The following is a 19,609-nucleotide window of genomic DNA, read 5'->3' on the forward strand; positions in this document are numbered from 1 at the left end:
ACAACTCAGCCAGGGCGCTCAGGCCACTGGCGGACGGACGCCCACCGCGGATGCCGGACAGCAGCAACACGTCTGGTGGGTCGAGCGCGTCATCAGTCCCCACACGATGCCCCGGCCCCCGCGTGGCTGTCAACGCAGCCACCCGGCCCCTACACGCCCTCACAGCAAAACTTGAATATCATGATTTCCTCACTCCCTCCCCCAGGAGCCCCATGCCCCCTCATGCCCGTTCCGCGCTCGCGTTCCTCGCGGCGCCGCTGCTGACACTCCCGTTGATGTCGTCCGTGGAAGCCGCCGCGGCGGAGCGGCCGTCCCTGGTCAACACCCGCATCACCAACGTCTACGGCGCCAACGGCCACGCCTCCACGTTGGACGGCCGCCTCTTCATCGGCAACGTGCGCGAGGACCACGCCAACGACCAGACGACGTGGCAGGCGCGGGTGTTCCGCCCGGAGGCGCTCACCTACGACAGCGAGGGGAAGCCCAACTTCGCGGGCACCTTCTCCGCGGGCCGCAGCACCTTCGTGCGCAACGGAGAGAACGCGCTGACCTTCTGCTTCCCCAACCCCGCGGCGCCGTACACGCTGTCCGGGGGGCTGGCCGTGTACACGCCCTTCGTCTTTGACTCGCGGATGTACAACGGCCCCAACGTCTTCCGGCGCCGGCCCATTGAAGTCCGTGTGTCGCAGCCCTTCACCGTGCAGGCGGACGTCTCGTCGTTCACCACCGGCAACCTGGAGCCGCTCACCACCGTCAGCGGCGCGAGCCTCCGGGGCATCGAGCCGTCGATGACGTCCGATGGCCGCCTCTTCGTCTACCAGGGCGGTCCGCAGAACAACGGCACCATCGACTACCTCATGTATTCGTACAACCCGACGCCCTGCGCGGCCTCGGGCTGGAGCGACCCGCGCCCGCTGTCGATGCTGTTCAATGACCCGAACCCGGACCTGAAGCGCTACCCCCTGGCGTGGCAGCCGCTGAAGGCCGCCACGGGTGAAGCCTTCGGCAACACCGCCACCGCGAGCACGCTCATCCGTGGCGCCTACGCCTGGGTGGACCACGAGGGCCGCAACGTCCTCTACACGGCGGTGCGCTACACGGACGGCGCCCGGCGCGAGGCCGTCAGCCTGATGGGCGCGGACACGAACTTCACCGCGTACCACATCGACGGCGCCATCAACACGGACCGCAGTGACCTGGCGCACCTCTTCTACTCCAGCCCCATGTGGAACCTGGAGCAGGAGCGGCACCCGTCCCAGAACTTGCCGCCCGGCGCCAGCAACGAGGACCACTACCTCCCCGCCACCAAGACGCACGACGTGTTCCCGCTCTTCGGCAGCAACACCCAGGACTACAACGAGGTCGACGTCGGTGATTTGACCAGCCCCTTCCAGGTGCTCTTCCTGCCCATGAATGAATTGGTCAACCGGGCCGGCAACTATGATTTGACGAAGACGCCGGACCTGTCGGGCCACTTCTTCACGGGGACCGTGACGGGCACCGCGAGCATCTCCGCCGACAACGCGACGACCCAGCCGCCCTCGGGCTCGCTCTGGGAGCCCCACGGCAAGGGCAAGGCGCTGGTGCTGCCGGGGGGCGGCGCGCTCACGGTGAACCTCACGGACGCAAGCGGCACCGTCCCCGGCGTGGGCGGCTTCGTGCGCGGCTTCTCCGTGCAGCTCGCCGTGCGCCCTGACGCGGCCATCAACCAGGGCTGCACGGGCAACCCCTACCGTTACCTCCTGCAGAAGCCCGGCGGGCTGGACCTCATCTACGAGTCCGACCACACCGTCCAGGCCTCGTTCGTCATCAACGGCCAGCGCGTGCGCCTGGGCCGCGGCCCCGCCCTCCCCCGCGGCGTCTGGACGCACCTGGCCTATACGTGGGACGGCGTCACCGGCGCCTTCCACGAGTACGTCAACGGCGTGTCCACCGGGCGCGCGCTCCCCGTCGCGCCGGGCACGATGCGCCTGGGCACGGGCACGCTGTCCGTGGGCGCGGGCGTGACGCTGGACTCGCAGGCCTGCCCCGCCAACGGCGAAGGCTCCTTCCAGGGCGCCATCGACGAGGTCCGGCTGTTCAGCAACGCGCGCTCGAACCGGACCGTCTGCATGTCCTCGCACGGCGCGAACTGCAAGGAAGCCGCCATCCAGGGAGACCCCACCGAGGGCCAGTTCGGCATGAGCCAGCAACACCCGGACTGCGACAGCCAGCAGGCCCTGGGCACCACGGCGTGCACCGTGTCCATGCACCGCGTCTGCGCGCAGCGCGGAGCCACCCACGCGCTCGACACCACGCGCAACCTCCTGGAGACGATTCAGCAGCTCGTCGGCAACCGGCCGCCCATCTCGCTCATGGGCGTGCCCGCGAGCGCGGATGCCAACACGGTGAACGTGGCCTGTGGCCCCATCCAGCATGAGAGCCTGGCCGTCACCTTCGAGGAGCTCGCGCGCAAGCACAGCGGCTGCTCGGATGACCGGGCCGCGCAGTCCACCCACTGCAGCGCGGCCGCGAAGCGCTGGTGCGGCGAGCGGGGCTGGACCTCGGGCCAGCTCTTCGAGCTCACCACGCGGCCCTGGGTGGCCTGCTTCAACGCGGGCCTCATCCAGAACGTCCCCCGCGCGCAACTGGGGCCCGCGGCCACCTCGGGCAACCTGACCTCCGCCGCGGCCCGGCTGGAGTTCAGCGCCTGGTGCCAGCAGCGCGGCTATGGCGCGGGCGTCGTCCAGGAAGTCCCGTCGAGCACGACGGCGGAGGTGCACTGCTTCCACCCCGCCGCGACGGTGCCCTGGCGCTTCAACCCCTGACAAATCCGCCGGACTGGACAGCCGGCCCCGCGACGTGAGCGGGGCCGGTCAGCTCCCGAGGGCTCATGCCGTCACGCACGGCACCGCTTTCACCCGAGCCCTCACCCATGAACTTCCGTTTTCAATGCTGGTTGCAGCGGCACGTCAGCGGCCGGGTGACGCTCACGCCGCTGGCCCTGCGCCACCTGGCGGTCCACGCGGACACGCTGGAGGCCGCGGTGGAAGAGCTGACGCTCGCGCTGGACGACCAGCTCTCCCGCGTCCATCCCCGGCGGGTGCCGGAGTTCATCCGCCCCACCGAGGGGACCCTCCACCCGCTGACCGTCCCCGCGATTCCCGTCTGGGGCGAGACGGAGACCGAGCTCGCGCCGCTGTCGCTGTCCACCGTGGTCGCCCCCACCCTCCAGTCCTTCGTGGGCCTCCACGCGCCTCGGCTGGAGGCCCACCTGTGGTTCCAGGCCACGGAGCTCCCGGCCGACACCGTGGAGCGGCTGGCGGAGCGCCTGGACGGGATGTCCGACGCCCTCCGCCTCTCGCTGCGCCCGGATGACGCCGAGTCCCTGATGGACATCGAGGTGCGGGCCACGCCGACGGCGCTCGCGGCCCTCACCCCCCGCGAGCTGCACCGCGACCTCCGCCCGCCGCCCCGCCCGCCTGACGCGCCCGCGGAGCCGGATGCCGACGAACGGGATGACGACGAAGACGCGCTCGACCAGGACACCTGGGAGCCGCGCCGCCGCTCCCACCCGCGCGACGCAGGGAGCCGTCCCACGACGCCGCCGCCCACGCCCACGCTGGACAGCGTCGGCGTGCCCTGGCACCGGCTGGCGCAGGAAGGACAGCTCGACGCGGCCCACGAACAGGACGCCCTGGTGACGCTGCTGCGCACCCGGCTCGGCGCCAGGGACGCGGAGGCCGTGGTGCTGGTGGGGCCTTCGGGCGTGGGCAAGACGTCGGTGTTGCACGCGCTCGCCCAGGCGCTGCGCGCGCCCACCGCGAGCGAGGCCGAGCAGGCCCGCCCCTTCTACTTCCTGGACGGGAGCCGCCTCATCGCTGGCGAGGGCTTCGCGGGGGACTGGCAGCAGCAGGTGCTGCGCGCCTTCCGGGAAGCCACCGATGCCCGGGCCCTGCTCTCCCTGGGCCACGCCGTGGAGCTGCTGGACGCGGGCAAGAGCGCGCACAGCGATGAGAACGTGGCCCAGTTGCTGCTGCCGCTGCTCGCGACGCGCGAGGTGGCCGTCGTGGCCGAGGCCACGGAGGAGACGTGGGCCCAGGTGGAGCGGCGCAACACGAGCTTCGCCCGGCTCTTCTCCGTGGTGCGCGTCGCGGAGCCCACCCCGGAGGCCCTCACCCGCATCCTCGCGAAGGTGGCGGAGGACGAGGCCACCAGCGCCCTGGAGGTCCGCGCGGAAGCGCTCGACGAGGCGCGCTTCCTCTGCCGCCGCTTCCTGCCCTACGGCGCCCAGGTGGGCAACGCCGTGGCCTTCCTGCGCCGGTTGATGGCCTCCAGCGCGCAGGCCTCGCGCCCCGTCGTCACGCGCCTGGAGGCCATCCGGCAGTTCGCCTCCGAGTCAGGCATCCCGGAAGCCCTGCTCCGCGACGACGTGCCCCTGGACGCGGCGCAGGTGCGCGCCTTCCTCTCCGCCCGCGTGCTGGGCCAGGACGCCGCCGTGGAGCGCTCCGCCTCGGTGGTCTCCGTCCTCAAGGCGGGCCTGGCGGATGTGCGGCGCCCGCTGGGCGTCCTCCTCTTCGTGGGCCCCACGGGCGTGGGCAAGACGGAGCTGTCCAAGGCGCTGGCGGAGCTGCTCTTCGGCGCGAAGGAGCGCATGGTCCGCCTGGACATGGGGGAGTACGCCGGCCCGGACGCGCTGCTGCGGCTGTTGGGAGATGGCGAGACGCCCGGCCACCTCTCCTCGGCGGTGCGCCGTCAGCCCTTCTGCGTCGTACTTCTGGACGAGGTGGAGAAGGCCCACCCCGCCGTGCATGACGCGCTGCTGGGCGTGCTGGGCGAGGGCCGCCTCACGGACGCCTCCGGCCGCTTCACCGACTTCCGCAACGCGCTCATCATCCTCACCAGCAACCTGGGCGCGGACACGCTGCGCGCTCGCGTGGGCTTCGACGCCTCGGGTGGCGCGCCCGACCTGGCCGGCCTCCGCGCGCACTACCTCGCCGAGGTGCAGCGGTTCTTCCGGCCGGAGCTGTTCAACCGGCTGGATGACGTGGTGGTCTTCTCCCCCCTGCCGGAGGCCTTGCTGCGCCGCCTGGTGGTGCGCGAGGTGGACGCCGTGTGCCGCCGCCCGGGCCTCTCCCTGCACGACGCGGTGCTGGAGGTGACCCCCGCCGCGCAGGACTGGCTCGCCGTGCGCGGCTTCGACGCGCGCTATGGCGCCCGGCCGCTGAAGCGCGCCCTGGAGCGGGAGCTGGTGGTGCCCGTCTCCGACTGGCTCGCGGCCCATCCGCGCGGGGGCCCGGCGCGCCTCACGGTCGACGCCGGTGAGAAGGGGCTGCACCTGCGCGCGGAGAGCGTGGGCGGCGAGGCGGAGGGCGTGGGGCGGGAGGCCATCGAGCGCATCCTGGAGGACGCCGCCACCGTCCGCGCGGAGGTGCAGCGCTGGAGCCGCTGTCCCCCCATGGTCTCCCTGCGGCGGGGGCTGAGCGTCTTCGACAAGGTCTCCCGCCAGGCCGCCTTCTGGGAGGAGCGCGAGCTGGCGGAGGCAGACGCTCGCAAGTCTTCGGAGGCGCGCGAGCTGGACAAGGCCCTGCTGGCGTGTGTCCAGCAGGCGGAGGCCATCGAGGACCTCCTCTTCGAGGCGCACCTGTCGCGCGCCGTGGAGCAGGCGGACTCCCTGCGCCGGGAGGTGCGCCAGTTGAAGGCGACCTTCGAGCGCGTCCGGGAGCGCATCTACACCTCCCTCTTCCCGCATACGCGCGGCGCGACGCTCTGCCTGGTGCCGGGACGCGGCGCCTGGAGCAAGGTGCGCCTGCTGGCGGCGGCCTACGAGACGTGGGCCGAGCAGAACGGCCTGGAGAAGAAGCGCTGCCTGCTCACCGTCCCCGCGCGCAAGCCCGGCGAAAAGGGGCCTCGCACGCAGCAGCCACCCCAGTGGCGCTGGGCGGACAAGGAGGACCTCGACAAGCTCGAGGTGCAGCCCTTGGCCTACGCGCTCCAGGTCAAGGGAGGCGCGTCGGCGCTGCGGCTCGCCGGTGAGCACGGGATGCACCGCTTCATCGAGGGCAGTCAGGTTTCAATGGTGCACGCCGACTTCGTGCCCCAGGCGCACGTGCCGGTGACGCTCTCCCCCCTGGAGACGCTCCAGCAGCGGCGGCCCCGGAAGGAGATCCGCCAGGTGCGCCTGTCTGGCAGCGGCACCGGCGAGGGCACGCTGTTGGACCTCCGCACGGGCGTCCAGCAGCGCTTCGGGCCTGGCGGCCTGACGCTGGAGCCGCTGATGGCGCCGTGGATGCAGTGGCGCGTCTTCAACGGCCAACACGAGGACTGACGACATGGACCTGAGACTTCCCTTCGTGGTGGCGCCGCGCGGCGGCCGGCTCGTGGAGGCGTGGGTGCCCGCCTTCTTCCCCGCGCTGCACAAGGTGGGGCCCAGCCTCTCCACGCTGCGGGATGAGCTGGCGCTCGCCGTCATGGAGCGCTTCGAACGCGAGCCCGCGTCGCGCCTGGCGCAGTACCAGCTCCCCCCGCACTTCGCCCTGAAGCAGGTGACCGTCGGCGCGGAGGCCCGCGACCGGGAGAAGGCCCGGAACATCCTCCTCGAAGGCAACATGACGGTGCTGCTGGAGAAGTGGCCCCGCGACACCTTCTGGGTCGTCACCCCCACCCGCCTGCCCGAGGCGCGCTTCGCGCTGAGCGAACCGGCGGCCCTGCCCCAGGCGCTCGCGCGCCGGCTGGTGGCGTGGTGCCTGGAGCACGGGCTCGACTCCCTGGACGAACAGTGGACCCAGGGCCGGGAGCGGCTGGAGCTCCTGGAGGTGGACGCCTATGCCCCCACCATCCTTCCCCGCACGCCGCCCCGGCCGCGGACGCCGCGCCGCCGCAAGCCGCGCACGCCCGCGAAGGAGGAGACCGCCCCCGAGACACCCGAGCAGCGCGAGGCCCGCCGCAACCGCCGCCGCCTGTCGCTGGTGGAGCTGCGCGCCGTGGCCCGGAACCTGAGCCACGGGGCCCGGGACGACACCTTGGAGCGCTGCTTCGGCCGCGAGGCGCTGGTGTGCGAGCTGGTGGAGGCGCTCGAAGGCCGCGAGGGCTCCGCGCTGGTGCTGGTGGGCCCGTCGGGCGCGGGAAAGACGGCGCTCATCCACGAGGCCGTGCGGCGCCTCACCGCCCGGCAGGAAGCCGCGGGCACGCGCCGCGACGTGTGGCGCGTGGACGGCAACCAGTTCATCGCGGGGATGATGTACGTGGGCCAGTGGGAGGCCCGTGCCCGCGGCGTGGTGAAGGAGCTGATGGAGGTCGGCGACCTGCTCTACGTGGACGACCTGGCGTCGCTCGTCTACGCGGGGCGCACGCGCAATGAGCGCACCAACGTGGCGCAGTTCCTGGAGCCGCACATGGCCCGGGGCGAGCTGACGGTGCTCGCCGAGTCCACCCCGGAGCGCTTCGAGCGCGTGCGGGAAGAAGCGCCGACGCTCGCGTCCTTGTTCCGCGTCATCCACGTGCCCGCCCTGGACGCGCGCGCCACGCTGCCCGCGCTGCTGGGAACGCTGCGCGAGTTGGAGGCCGAGAGCGCGGACAGCAGCGTGCGGCTGTCGCCCGTGGCCCTGGAGACCTTGCTGACCCTGCAGCAGCGCTTCGTGTCGCACGAGGCGTTTCCGGGGAAGGCGGTCCGCCTGCTGCGCCGGGTCCTCGCCCGCGAAGGCAGCGTGGAGGCCGGCACGCGCCGGCTGACGACGGGGGACGTCATCGCGGCGATGCGCGAGCAGACGGGCCTGCCGGACTTCGTCCTGGGCAGCGCCCAGCCGAAGACGCGCGAGGCGCTGACGTGGGAGCTGGGACGCCAGGTGGCGGGCCAGCCCGAGGCCGTGGCCGCCGTGACGGATGCCATCCTCACGCTCCAGGCCGCGCTCCAGCCCCCCGACAAGCCGCTGGCCACCTACCTCTTCGTGGGCCCCACGGGCGTGGGCAAGACGGAGACGGCGAAGGCCCTGGCGCGGACGCTCTTTGGTGGCGAGCAGCGGCTGGTCCGCTTCGACATGTCGGAGTTCGTCACGTCGGCCAGCATCACCCGGCTGCTCGGCAGGCCCGGCGCGCCGGATGGCGAGCTGACCACGGCCCTGCGCACCCAGCCCTTCTGCGTGGTGCTGTTCGACGAGGTGGAGAAGGCCCACCCGCGCGTGTTCGACGCCCTCCTCCAGTTCCTCGGCGAGGGGCGCCTCACGGATGGCGCGGGCCGCACCGTGGACGCGCGCCAGTCCGTCGTCGTGCTCACCAGCAACCTGGGCGTGCGCGAGGCCGCCGCCCATACCGGCTTCCACCGCACCGCGGACAGCGCGGAGGCCCACTACCTGTCCGCCGTGCGCGCGTACTTCCGCCCGGAGTTCTTCAACCGGCTGGACCGGGTGGTGCCCTTCCGCCCGCTGACGCCCGCCGCGCTGCGCGTGGTGGTGGACCACGCGCTCGAAGCCCTCCTGTCTCGCCACGGCATCCGCCGCGGCAACGTCCTGGTGGAGGTGGAGCCGCGCCTGTTGGACCTGCTGGTGGAGGAGGCCTACGACCCGCGCTACGGCGCCCGGCCCCTCAAGCGCGCGCTGGAGAAGCGCCTGACGCTGCCGCTGGCCCACCACCTGGTCCGGCGGGGCGCGGACGACCTGGCCCGCGTGGAGCTGCTTCGGGACGGCGACGAGATGCGCGTCTGCGTGGAGCTGCTGGTCAACGCCCCCGCCTGGCCCCCCGAGCCGCCTGTGTCCTCCTGGACGCTGGCGCAGATCTCCACCGAGCTGACGGCGCTCTCCGCGCGCCTGGAGTCCTTGATGGCGGCCGCGGAGGCGGCGCGCGCGGCCGGCGCCGAGGGCTCCGTGGAGGAGCGGGAGTTCCTCGAGCGGCTGCACCGGCTGAGGCTCGAGGCCACCGACATCCAGGAGAACGAGCTGGTGTCGCGCGACTTCGAGGACTCGGAGTCGCGGGTGACCAAGGTGATGCGTCAGGTGACCTCCCACGCCCACCACGTGGGCCATCTGGGGCTGCGTCACCGCCCCGCCTACCAGGAGCGTCCCCTGCCCGTGTCGCGGGAGGAGCAGCTTCGCCGCTCGCGGCCCCGGGTGCTGTCCCTGCGGGACGAGGTGGCCTGGACCGAGCACCAGCTCGCGAGCCGGGAGCGCGGCCCCGACGTCATCACCGTGCTGGCGGAAGGACTGGGAGACGCCACGCCCTCCGCCGTCTGGACCGCGGCCAACTCCCTCCCCACGGCCCTGGCGGAGACCACCGTGTTCCTGGAAGCCGTCCACGCGGACGGGCGCGTCGAGTGGTTCTCGGGCAGTGACGAGCGCTCGGACGACCTGGAGCTGCGGCGCGTCGTGGTGCGGCTGTCGGGCCTGGGCCTGCGGGAGGTGCTGGCGCCCCTGCAGGGCTATGCCCTGGTGGAGCTCGACCAGGGAGCTTCGACGCGGCCGGTGCTGGTGCGTCTGGAGCACCTGGCTGGCGCCGTGACGGACCTGGGCGATGTGGCTCGCGAGGTGGCGGCGCGGGACGCGCTCCGCGGCGCCGAGCGAGCGGCGCTCAGGGCGGGGACCACGTCAGCCGACGCCCCCCGCTACGTCATCCTGCGAGGCTACGAGGGCATCATGTCCTGGAGAGAGGGCCACACCACGACGGAGCTCCTGCACGTCGCCAGCGGAGTCCACCCCACCAAGGCCCACGCCTGGGCGGCACGGGTGCTCCGAGGCTCCGGCCCGAGGCGCGACTGACATGGAAAAGAACGTCCACCTCTTCGTGCGCCACTACCCGGGCGTGGGCGTGGCGGCCCAGGTCCTCACCCACCCGCACCTGGCGTCCTTCGCGCCCACCCTGGCCGCCGCGCGGCTCGACCTCGCGGCGGTGGTGGGCCGGCTCCTCAAGCGCGGTGAGCTCTGGGACGAGGAGACGCACTGGAGCGACCTGCGCCAGCGGCGGATGACGCTCACGGTGCGCGCGCTCGACCATGGCCGGATGCTCCCGGTGCCGCTGCGCCTCACGGTGCTCACCCATGGCATGAAGTCCCGCGCCAAGGGCAAGGGCGCCACGGAGCGCGAGAAGCTGCGCGTGTGGGTGCCCCGCGTGGGCGTCGAGGGCACGCTGCATGACGCGGCGGACCTGGAGCCCTTCGTCGAGGAGCTGGTCCGTCACGAGCTGTACCTGGCGCCCCTGGAGCGCCTTCACGCCCTGGCCTACGTGGGTGAGGAGCAGGTGGAGACGCTGTCGGTGCCCGCCAGCTTCCGAGACACCCCTCGCGCGCGCGCCACGGAGGTCTCGAAGCAGCCGCGCCGCTTTGCCCCACCGCCGGGGCTCGCGGAGGCCAGCCGGTGCCTCAACGAGGAGGCGCGCGCCGGGCTGCTGGAGCGGGCCTGGGAGCGGAACGCGGAGGTGTCCCGCCTGGCGGAGGCCGTCACCGCGAAGGCCCGCGCCAGCGTGCTCCTGGTGGGCCCCGCGTCCGTGGGGAAGACGGCCCTGGTGCATGAGCTGGTGCAGCGCGCGGAGGCGGCCACCGCGGGCACCCCGCTCCACGGCGTGGAGTTCTACAGCTCGTCGGGCGGGCGCATCATGGCTGGCATGCGCTACCTGGGGCAGTGGCAGGAGCGCGTCCAGCGCATGGTGGAGGCCCTGCGCGTGCGCCGCGCGGTGCTCCACCTGGACAGCCTGTCGGAGCTGCTGTCCCTGGGCGGCGGTGACACCGGCCTGGACGTGGCGCGCCACCTGCTCCCCGCGCTGGAGGGCGGTGAGATTTCCCTCGTGCTGGAGGCCACCCCCGAGGACGTGGCCCGCGCGGAGCGGACCCACGGCGCCTTCCTTCAAGCGCTGCGGCACCTCGCGGTGGCCCCGCTGGCGCCCATGGCCGCGCACGCCGCGCTCCAGCAGGCCGCGCAGCGCGTGGGCCGCGCCCGCAAGGTGCGCTTCACCCCCGAGTCCCTGGAGCGCGCCAGCGAGCTCACGGAGCGCTTCGGCGACGGGCCTCCGCCGGGCGGCGCCGTGTCACTGCTCCGCGCCGCCAGCGCGGGCCCCAACGCGGCGGGAGACGTGGACACCGCGTCGGTGACGAGCGCCTTCTGCACTCGCACCGGCTATCCCCGCGAGCTGGTGGACCCCGCCATCCGGTTGGACCCGGACGCCCTGCTGCGCCGCTTCCGCGAGCGCGTCGTCGGCCAGGACGAAGCCACCCTGCTCCTGCGCAACCTGGTCGTCACCCTGAAGACGGGGCTGGCCGACCCCACCCGCCCGCTGGGCGCCTTCCTCCTGCTGGGCCCCACGGGCGTGGGCAAGACGGAGTCGGCGCTCGCACTGGCGGAGTACCTGTTCGCCGACGTCGCCCGGCTGGCGCGCTTCGACATGGCGGAGTACGCCGCGCCCGGGAGCGCCGCGCGACTGGTGGGCGAAGCCGGAGGCCAGCAAGGCGGGCTCGCCCGGCGGGTGCGCGAACAGCCCTTCGGCGTGGTGCTGCTGGACGAGGTGGAGAAGGCGGACACGGGCGTCCATGACCTGCTGTTGCAGGTGCTGGGCGAAGGCCGGCTCACGGACGCCACGGGCCGCACCGTCAGCTTCCGCAACACCGTGGTGCTGCTCACCAGCAACCTGGGCGCGGACAGCGCGGGGCGCGGACTGGGCTTCGGAGCGCGCGGCGTCCAGGAGCAGGCAACGCACTACCTGGGGGCCGCGGCGGCCTTCTTCCGGCCCGAGCTGCTGAACCGCCTGGACCGGGTGGTGCCGTACCGCGCGCTCACGGAGGACGTCATCGCAGCACTCGCCCGGCGCGCGCTGGAGGCGGCCCTCGCCCGCGAGGGGCTCAGCCGCCGCGGCGTGAAGGTGACGTTTGGCGAGGACGTGGTGAAGCACCTGGCGCGCACCGGCTTCGACGCGCGCTATGGGGCCAGGCCCCTGAAGCGCGCCGTGGAGCAACAGGTGGTCGCGCCCCTGGCGCGGTGGCTGGCGGCTCAGGCCACCCGCGCTCCGCCCCAGGTGGTGCTCCGCGTGGGCACCGAGGGGCGGATTGCGTTGAGCGGCCTCGAGTGACGTCCGAGGCCGCCCAGGCCAGCGCTTGACGCCGTGCGTGGGCGCGCGGTGCGACTAGCCCTTGAAGTTCTGGGCCACGAAGTCCCAGTTCACCAGGTTGTTGAGGAACGTCTCGATGAACTTGGGACGCGCGTTGCGGTAGTCGATGTAGTACGCGTGCTCCCACACGTCGATGGTCAGCAGGGCCTTCTGGCCGTGCTTCATCGGCAGGTCCGCGTTGCCCGTCTTGGTGACCTTGAGCTTGCCGCCCTCCAGCACCAGCCAGGCCCAGCCCGAGCCGAACTGCGTGGCCGCGGCGGTGGAGAACTCCTCCTTGAACTTGTCGAAGGAGCCGAAGTCACGGTCGATGGCCGCCGCGAGCTCGCCCGTCGGCTTGCCGCCGCCAGCGGGCTTCATGCACTGCCAGAAGAAGGTGTGGTTCCACACCTGCGCGGCGTTGTTGAACACGCCACCGTCGCTGCTGAGGATGACCTCCTCCAGCGACTTGTTCGCCTCCGGCTTGCCGTCCAGGAGCTTGTTCAGGTTGTTGACGTAGGCGGCGTGGTGCTTGTCGTGGTGGAACTCGAGCGTCTCCGCGCTCATGTGCGGCTGGAGGGCGTCCTTCGCGTACGGCAGTTCAGGCAACGTGAACGGCATGGTCGTTTCCTTTCGGAGTGAGAGGCAGGCGCCTCAGGTATCAGACGGCGGCAGCGAGGTCACGGTTCGATATCCCCGCTCCCAATAAAGAAGCGGCTCCTGCCGACGTCCTTCGTGCAGACGTGTGACGCGGCCGACAATCAGCGTGTGGTCGCCGTGACGGTGCAGGCCATGGACCTGGCAGGACAGCCCCACCAGGCTGTCCCGCACGAAGGCGTCGGCGTCGAAGAGCGCCTCATCCAGCTCGCCCTTCGCGCACCGCACGGAGATGGAACGTTGGGCGGCGGACAGGATGCTGAGCGTGAAGCGGCCGGTGGCCTCCACCCGCTTCAACGTGCGTGACGCCTCCGAGAGCGCCACCACCACCAGCGGCGGCTCCAACGACAACGAGCTGAAGGAACTCACCGTGGTCGCCCGCAGGCCCTCGGCGTCGCGCATCGCCACCACGGCCACCCCAGTGGCCCACTGCGCCATGGCGTCCCGGAAGCCCTTCACGTCCACACCCTCTGGCGAGCCTTGCGTCATGCCCTCTGGATACAGGCGCTCCGCCCACCTGTCATCACAGCTGCCAATGGATTGGCGGGTTGTTGCTCCAATGGCAGGAGCCGGGATTCGCCACGAACGCTGACTCTACATAATTCAAGCACGGCTCCACGGCACCCGGCGCTTCGCCTCCGGGCACTGGCGCTTCGTGCGGCTCAGACGGCGAGCGTGCGCGAGACGGGCAGCTCGCGGATGCGCGTGCCCGTGAGGGCGAAGATGGCGTTGGTGATGGCGGGCGCCACCGGGGGAACACCGGGCTCGCCAATGCCGCCAGAGGGCAGCTCGCTGGGGACGATGTCCACGTGAATCTTCCGCGGCGCCTCGCCGATGCGGACCAGCTTGAGGTCGTGGAAGTTCGACTGCTCCGTCACGCCGTTCTTCATGGTGACGGCGCCGTGCAGCGCGATGCTCATGCCAAAGATGACCGAGCCCTCCATCTGCGAGCGCACGCGCTCCGGATTGAGGATGGTGCCGGCGTCCACCGACACCCACGCCTCGTCCACGCGGATGCGCCCCTGGTCATCCTTCACCACCGAGGCCACCACGGCCACGTAGCTGAGGAAGCTGCGGTGCGCCGCGAGCCCCAGCGCCCGGCCGTTCGCCTTTCGCGCGTCCCAGCCGGACATCGCCGTCACGCGCTCGATGACGCCGCGCAGCCGGCCCACGTCCACCGGGTGGTCCTCCACGGACGCGCCGTAGTTGCGCAGCGCGGTGATGCCCAGCTCCTGGAGCGTCGCCATGCGCGGCGGGCCCAGCAGCTCCAGGCGCATCTCCCGCGCGTCGGTGCCGCGGAGCTGGGCCAGCTCGTCCACGAACGAGTTCACGGAGAAGGCGTGGAAGATGTTGTAGACGGACCGGAGCCACCCGATGCGCACGTGCGGCGGCGCCTCGCAGGTCTCCGCCCGGACGTTGGGCACGGCCAGCGCCAGGTCGAGCACGCCCTGCTGGAGGTCCGAGGGGCTGGGCCGCGTCGCCTCACCAAAGGTGGACGCGATGGGGGGGAAGGCCGTGCGGTGCCGCCACGCAACGACCTTGCCCGACGCATCCAGCCCCGCGGTGAGCTGCTGCGCGCTGACGGAGTGGTAGTAGTCATGCCGGACGTCATCCTCGCGCGTCCACTGCACGCGCACCGGCACGCCCGCCTCCTTCGCCAGCCACACCACCTCCGCGATGAAGTCCGCCTTGGACTTGCGGCCGAAGCCACCGCCCAGGAACGTGACGTGGACCTGGACCTTCTCCTCTGGCAGCTCCGCGGTCGCCGCCGCCACGCCGCGCGCGGCCTGCGGGTGCTGGGTGGGTGCCCAGACCTCGCAAGTCCCGTTCTCCACCTTCGCCAGGGCCACGGGGGGCTCCATGGGGATGTGGGACTGATGGGGCACGTGGTACTCGGCCTGGACGACGCGCGCGGCGGACGCGAGCGCCGCGTCGATGTCACCGACGTTGCGCGCCACCGTCCCCGGCTCGCGAATCGATGCCGTCAACTGCTCCCGGTACGTCTTCGAATCGTAGGAGGCGTTCGGCCCGTCCTCCCAGGTGATGTCCAGGGCCTCGCGCCCGCGCATCGCCGCCCAGGTGTTCTCCGCGAGCACCGCGACACCGCCCCAGGACTGGAACGTGTAGGGCGGCTTGGGCGCGGGCAGCTCGATGACCTTCTTCACGCCCGGCACGGCGAGCGCGCGGGTGGCGTCGAAGCGGACCACCTTGCCGCCCACGACGGGTGGACGCGCCACCACCGCGATGAGCATGCCGGGCAGGCGGAGGTCGGCCCCGAACACCGCCTGGCCCGTCACGTAGGCCGGGCCGTCCAGCAGCGGCATGGGCCGGCCCGCCAGGCGCAGCTCGTTCTTGGGCTTGAGCTTGACGTCCTCCACCTTCGGGATGGCCAGCCGGGACGCGTCCGCCACCAGCTCGCCGAAGCTCAGCGAGCGCTCCCCGTCGCGGAGGAACACCGCGTGCCCTCTCGCCTCGCACGCCTCCGGCTTCACCTTCCAGCGGCGAGCGGCGGCAGCCACGAGCATCACCCGCGCGGTGGCGCCCATACGGCGGATATCGTCGTACACCCCGCGCACGCTGCTGGAGCCGTCCGTGTTCTGGTCGCCGTAGATTTTGTCACCGTCGGCCTGGACCACCTTCACCCGGGCCATGTCCGCGCCCAGCTCGTCCGCGATGAGCACCGGCAGCGAGCTGCGCACGCCCTGCCCCATCTCCGAGCGGGCACAGACGATGGTGACGTCTCCATCCGGCGCCACGTGGACGAAGACGTTCGGGTTCAGCCCCGGCGCGGCCTTCGGTGTGTTCGCGTCGCTGGCCGCCACGGCCAGGCCGCCGGGGAAGACGCCCAGGGCGAGCCCGCCCACGGACAGGTTCATCCCCTCCAGGAACGAGCGCCGGCTAATCAACGTGAGCAGCTTCGTCATGGCGACCTCGTCACTCCTCGGACAGGCCCGCGGCCTTCTTCACGGCCGAGCGGATTCGCGTGTACGTCCCACACCGGCAGAGGTTGCCGGCGAGCGACTGGTCAATCTCCTTGTCGGACGGCTGTGGCTTCTTCGCCAGCAGCGCCGCCGCGCACATGATCTGCCCCGTCTGGCAGAACCCGCACTGCGGCACGCCCAGCTCCACCCAGGCCTTCTGCAGCGGGTGGCTCCCGTCGGGAGACAGGCCCTCGATGGTCGTCACCGCGTGGCCCACCGCGCGGCGGACGGGCGTCACGCAGGCGCGGACCGGCTGGCCATCCAGGTGGACGGTGCAGGAGCCACACAACGCCTGGCCGCAGCCGTACTTCGTGCCGGTGAGCCCGAGCACGTCCCGCACCGCCCACAGCAGCGGCATCTCCGGGTCGACGTCCAGCTCCTTCTCCTCACCGTTGATGCGAACGCGAACCGTCACGGCCGTGCCTCCTCGCTCGGGCACTCCGAGCCCGTCTCCACCCAGGCCGCGACGATGGCGCCGAACTGCGCCTGCGTCCCCGGAGCGGGCTCACGCCCCGAGCCCGGATTCCAGCCCCAGGCCACCAGCTCGTCGTGGGCGTTGTGTTCAATCATCTGTTCCGGCGTCTTGCCGCCGTTGCGCTTCAGGTCCTTGAGCTGCTCGCACACCTCGCGAGGGCTCTTGCCCACCCACGCCATCTCGATGGGCGCCACATGCCACTTCGGCGCGCCGGGGACGCGGGTCAGGTCCTGGTTGCGGTCCTGGTGGCAGCTCGTGCACTCCATGCCCACCACGCCCTGGTCCTCCGGGCCACGCACCACCGGCGGGTCGTGAAGCTGACCGTCGTCGCCTTGAAGGGGGCTGTCGCCGGCCGGGTGGCAGTTCGCGCACCGCGGGTGGAAGAAGACGCGGCTGGCCTCCAGGAAGAGCGCGCGGGAGCGCTCCTTCCGGTCCGGGATGGCCGCGAAGGCCTCCACGGGGCGCAGCGCGTTGGAGGCGACCTCGGGCAGCGCGGGCAGTTGCGCCGCCGCGGCATCGGGCTCCCGCTTACATCCTCCCGCCAGCAGGAGGACGGAGAGCGAGGCCATGACCGGAAGAGATGGCTGCATCACGCCAAGGCTCCGGCATGTCCGCGGCAACTACAAGGCGAATGTTCGGGGGCCAGGATGACCCGCGCGTGACGGTTCAGTGAACGGCGCTCGCCGCGGCCTGCTCGCGCTCCGGCTCCGCGGCCTCCACCTCATCAAACCGGAATTTTCCGTCCTTGAAATCCGCGCACACGCGGCTGTTCTCATGGATGTCCCCAGCGATGAGCGACTCCGCGAGCGGCGCTTCGATGGCGCGCTGGATTTCACGCCGCAGCGGGCGCGCGCCGAAGGTCGGATCCCAACCCTTGTCCACCAGGGCCTCCAGCGCGGCGGGCGTCACCTCCAGCGCGATGCCCTGGCCGTGGAGCAGGCGGCGCGTCTTCTCCAGCATCAGGTCCACGATGGCGCGGAGCTGCGCGCGGTTCAGCGGCTCGAAGACCACGGTCTCATCGATGCGGTTGAGGAACTCCGGCGGGAAGTGGCCCTTGAGCACGCCCATGACGCGCTCGCGCAGGCGCTCCTGGGGCTCCTTGCGCGCGGTGGACTCCTGGATGAGGTGCGAGCCCAGGTTGCTGGTGCCGATGATGACGGTGTTCTTGAAGTTCACCACCGTGCCCTGCGCGTCCGTGAGCCGCCCGTCATCCAGCACCTGGAGCAGCATGTGGAACACGTCGGGGTGGGCCTTCTCCACCTCGTCGAAGAGGAGCACGCAGTAGGGCCTGCGCCGCACCGCCTCCGTGAGCTGTCCGCCCTCCTCGTAGCCCACGTAGCCCGGCGGCGCGCCCACCAGCCGGCTCACGGTGTGCTTCTCCATGTACTCGCTCATGTCGAAGCGGACGAGCGCCTTCTCGTCGCCGAAGAGCAGCTCCGCCAGCGTCTTCGCCAGCTCCGTCTTGCCCACGCCCGTGGGGCCCAGGAAGAGGAAGGAGCCGATGGGCCGCGACTCGTCCTTGAGCCCCGCCCTCGCCCGGCGGATGGCCTGCGACAGCACGCGGATGGCCTCGTCCTGGCCGATGACGCGCTCGTGCAGCCGGGACTCCAGCTCCAGGAGCTTCTTGCGCTCGTCCTCCGTCATCTGCGTCACGGGGATGCCCGTCATGCGCGACAGCACCTCCGCCACGTCCTCGGCGCGGACCTCCGGCGTCTCACCGGACTTCTGCGTGCGGCGCTCCTTCTGCGCGCTCTGCACCTCACGCTCGGCGGCGTTCAGCTTCGCCTCCAGCTCCTGGATGCGCGGCTCCGCCTTCCTGTCCCGCGCCTCGGCGAGCGAGCGCTTCACCTTCACCACCTCATGCTCGGCGTTCACCAGCCGCTCCGGCGGCAGCGTCAGCCGCAGCCGCACGCGCGCCGCCGCCTGGTCCACCAGGTCAATGGCCTTGTCCGGCAGGAAGCGGCCGGTGACGTAGCGGTCCGACAGCTCCACCGCCGCGACCAGGGCCTGGTCCGCGATGCGCACGCGGTGGTGCGACTCGTAGCGGTCCTTGAGCCCCCGCAGAATCTCGATGGCCTGCTCCGCCGTGGGCTCCGGGACGACCACCGGCTGGAAGCGGCGCTCCAGGGCGGCGTCCTTTTCAATGCGCTTGCGGTACTCGTCCAGCGTCGTCGCGCCGATGACGTGCAGCTCGCCGCGCGCCAGCGACGGCTTGAGCATGTTGCCCGCGTCCATGGCGCCCTCCGCCGCGCCCGCGCCGACGATGGTGTGAATCTCGTCGATGAAGAGGACGATGTCCTCGCTGTGCGCCTTCACCTCGTCCATGACCTTCTTCAGCCGCTCCTCGAACTCGCCGCGGTACTTGCTGCCCGCGAGCAGGCCGGAGAGGTCGAGCTGCAGCACGCGCTTGTCGCGCAGCGTGTCCGGGACGGCGGCGGAGATGATGCGCTGGGCGATGCCCTCCACGATGGCCGTCTTGCCCACGCCCGGCTCGCCGATGAGCACCGGGTTGTTCTTCGTGCGGCGCGACAGGATTTCGAGCGTGGTCTCGATTTCGTTGGCCCGTCCCACCACCGGGTCCAGCTTCCCCTCCGACGCCAGGCTCGTGAGGTCTCGGCAATACTCATCCAGCGTGGGCGTGGGCGAGCGCCGCGCCTCCGAGGACGGGGCGAGCGACTCCGCGACGGACGCGCGGGCCTTGCCATGCTGGGCCCCCAGCTCGCGAAGAAGCTCCGACGCCAGTCCCTCCCCCTCCTGGAGCAGGCCCAGGAGCACGTGCTCGGGGCCCACGTAGGAGTGCCCCAGCTCATAGGCCTCCTGGTACGCGAGCTCCAGGGCCCGCTTCGCATGCGGCGAAAGCTCGGGGCGCTCCATGGGCCGCTTGCCACGGCGCAGCTCGGACTCGGCGCGCTCGGCGACCCGGGCCGGGTCCAGCTTCATGCGGCTGAGCGCCGTGCGTCCCAGCGGGTCCTTCGCGAGCGCCACCAGCAGGTGCTCGGTGTCGATGGACGCCGCGCCCGCGCCGCGCGCCGCCTCGAAGGCGCCCTCCAGCACGCGCCGCGTCTCATCGGAGAAGGCCTCGGTGATGTCGTAGCGCTCCACGGGTTGCTGAAGCGAGCGCGACAGGCCCCCGAAGTCCTCGTCCCCGAAGTCGCTGAAGAACTGGTCGAAGAGCGACGTGCCCAACCCCATGCGCCCGAAGCGCGAGCGCTGGCTGCTGCAGACGTCACACAGGGACTCCGTGGTCCGCCGGTTCCCGGCGACGCGGGTGACCCGGGTGGTCGCCGGGCGCTGGTGGCAGAGGTCGCAGACGTTGGCCATGGCTGGGCTCCCCGGGGCACCCTTGGCGCGGGCGCCCACGAATGACGGTTCAGCCCCAACGCTAGGGATGGCCCGGGCGCCCTACCTCGGGCCCAGGGCTGGGGCAGGCGTCCAGGGTGGCCCCCCGTTGCAGGGGGCG

At 71.9% G+C, this 19,609-nt stretch carries 10 protein-coding genes; 4 read left to right on the plus strand and 6 right to left on the minus strand.

The window, feature by feature from the left end:
* Nucleotides 1-212: 212 nt before the first annotated feature.
* The 4 genes from MYMAC_RS23790 to MYMAC_RS23805 all read left to right on the plus strand — a co-directional run bounded on the left by MYMAC_RS23790 (nt 213) and on the right by MYMAC_RS23805 (nt 12,021).
* Nucleotides 213-2,807 (plus strand): LamG domain-containing protein, encoded by a 2,595-nt coding sequence (locus MYMAC_RS23790; protein ID WP_095959748.1) that lies wholly within the window; start codon nt 213-215, stop codon nt 2,805-2,807.
* A gap of 107 nt (nt 2,808-2,914) precedes the next feature.
* Nucleotides 2,915-6,307: an AAA family ATPase gene (locus tag MYMAC_RS23795; RefSeq protein ID WP_239988973.1), complete on the plus strand. Its 3,393-nt coding sequence runs from the start codon at nt 2,915-2,917 to the stop codon at nt 6,305-6,307.
* A gap of 4 nt (nt 6,308-6,311) precedes the next feature.
* Nucleotides 6,312-9,725 (plus strand): AAA family ATPase, encoded by a 3,414-nt coding sequence (locus MYMAC_RS23800; RefSeq protein ID WP_095959750.1) that lies wholly within the window; start codon nt 6,312-6,314, stop codon nt 9,723-9,725.
* Nucleotide 9,726: 1 nt separating this feature from the next.
* Entirely contained in the window at nt 9,727-12,021 is a 2,295-nt protein-coding gene (locus tag MYMAC_RS23805) for an AAA family ATPase (RefSeq protein ID WP_095959751.1), read from the plus strand.
* A gap of 54 nt (nt 12,022-12,075) precedes the next feature.
* Here MYMAC_RS23805 and MYMAC_RS23810 read toward each other — a convergent pair whose 3' ends face one another.
* From MYMAC_RS23810 to MYMAC_RS23835, 6 genes are all read right to left on the minus strand, one after another.
* Nucleotides 12,076-12,657: a superoxide dismutase gene (locus MYMAC_RS23810; protein WP_013941389.1), complete on the minus strand. Its 582-nt coding sequence runs from the start codon at nt 12,655-12,657 to the stop codon at nt 12,076-12,078.
* A gap of 33 nt (nt 12,658-12,690) precedes the next feature.
* Nucleotides 12,691-13,182, minus strand: coding sequence for a flavin reductase family protein (locus MYMAC_RS23815; RefSeq protein WP_095959752.1), 492 nt, complete (start codon nt 13,180-13,182; stop codon nt 12,691-12,693).
* A gap of 173 nt (nt 13,183-13,355) precedes the next feature.
* Nucleotides 13,356-15,617 carry a xanthine dehydrogenase family protein molybdopterin-binding subunit gene (locus MYMAC_RS23820; protein WP_095959753.1) on the minus strand — a complete coding sequence of 754 codons (2,262 nt, stop codon included), beginning with the start codon at nt 15,615-15,617 and terminating at the stop codon, nt 13,356-13,358.
* A 10-nt stretch (nt 15,618-15,627) separates the two neighbouring features.
* Nucleotides 15,628-16,089 (minus strand): (2Fe-2S)-binding protein, encoded by a 462-nt coding sequence (locus MYMAC_RS23825; RefSeq protein ID WP_043713551.1) that lies wholly within the window; start codon nt 16,087-16,089, stop codon nt 15,628-15,630.
* Nucleotides 16,086-16,739 (minus strand): Isoquinoline 1-oxidoreductase subunit, encoded by a 654-nt coding sequence (locus MYMAC_RS23830; RefSeq protein WP_238539794.1) that lies wholly within the window; start codon nt 16,737-16,739, stop codon nt 16,086-16,088. The genes MYMAC_RS23825 and MYMAC_RS23830 overlap by 4 nt, the downstream gene beginning before the upstream one ends.
* Before the next feature lie 76 nt (nt 16,740-16,815).
* Nucleotides 16,816-19,470 (minus strand): ATP-dependent Clp protease ATP-binding subunit, encoded by a 2,655-nt coding sequence (locus tag MYMAC_RS23835; RefSeq protein WP_095959754.1) that lies wholly within the window; start codon nt 19,468-19,470, stop codon nt 16,816-16,818.
* Between the last annotated feature and the right edge of the window lie 139 nt (nt 19,471-19,609).

Origin of the sequence: Corallococcus macrosporus DSM 14697, from assembly GCF_002305895.1 — a bacterium.
GTDB lineage: Bacteria > Myxococcota > Myxococcia > Myxococcales > Myxococcaceae > Myxococcus > Myxococcus macrosporus.